The following is a 927-nucleotide window of genomic DNA, read 5'->3' on the forward strand; positions in this document are numbered from 1 at the left end:
TGATCTCCGGCACAGCGGAACATCGACGGCATCCGCTGGGGCAGGCTGTGCAGCTGGAGGAACTCCTGCGCATCTTCGCTCGCGAGCATCATGCGGGTCAGCATCGCCATCCGCAGCAGGGGCTTGTCCTCCAGCCGCTGGACCTCGGTCTCGCACAGCGCATTCAACGCGGCTTCCAGATCGGCACGGGTCCGCTCCGCCTCCGTGAGCCAGTCGATGAACGCCATATCCCAGCGGTCCACATGCGCGAGATCGCGTTCCGCTTCAATATGCGCCGACAGCACCGGCAGCAGCGCCGTGAACCGCGCGCTCAGCGGCGTCGGGTGGAAATAGGTGATGGGTTCCGAAACAACGGGAACGGTGATAGGCGTGAAATCAGCCATGATTGATCTCCTCTGAAGATCGATGGTGGTTAGGCCCTCGTTGATGTGTCCGCATCTTCGAGGGCCGCTTGCATCGTGTAGCGTATATCTATACATTATGCTGCGATATGTAAAGAGGAAATCTACACATTGGCAAAAGAAAACAAAACGGCTCAGGTCAACTTGAGAATAACTCCCTCTCTGAAGCAGGCTGCTGATCAAGCAGCAGCTGATGACCAGCGGTCGTTGACCTCGTTGGTTGAAAAGCTGCTAACGGATTATTTGCGTGAAAAGGGCTACCTTCCTCAACGATGATGCCTGCTCTAACCTTGAGCACGGGGGGGAGACCGATACAGAGGCACCTTCACAAGAATGCCCTGATTGGATGACGCCGCAGAACTCAGGTTTTCGGCGTATCAGCATTGGAGGTATGGTTGGAATATTACTTGTCCTCTTAACCTTCTTTCCGTGCTATTTTCGGGAAGGAGGAAGCCGCCATGGATGTATCATCGAAGACCATGAAGTTGCCACGTGACGCGGCCAGCAAGGTTGCGCAACAGCGGAT

Annotated in this window: 2 protein-coding genes; one reads left to right on the plus strand and one right to left on the minus strand. The window is 55.7% G+C overall.

Annotated elements, in window-relative coordinates; genetic code table 11:
- Positions 1 to 383 (minus strand): hypothetical protein (locus D2T30_RS22905; RefSeq protein WP_128210658.1); only part of this gene is annotated, 383 nt, incomplete at its 3' end.
- Between the two features lie 129 nt (positions 384 to 512).
- Here D2T30_RS22905 and D2T30_RS23325 point away from each other — a divergent pair.
- Positions 513 to 677, plus strand: a complete 165-nt coding sequence (locus tag D2T30_RS23325) for a hypothetical protein (RefSeq protein ID WP_164884419.1) — start codon at positions 513 to 515, stop codon at positions 675 to 677.
- The last annotated feature ends 250 nt before the right edge of the window (positions 678 to 927 follow it).

The sequence above is a fragment of the Paenirhodobacter populi genome, from assembly GCF_004022215.1.
GTDB classification, from domain to species: Bacteria; Pseudomonadota; Alphaproteobacteria; order Rhodobacterales; family Rhodobacteraceae; genus Rhodobacter; species Rhodobacter populi.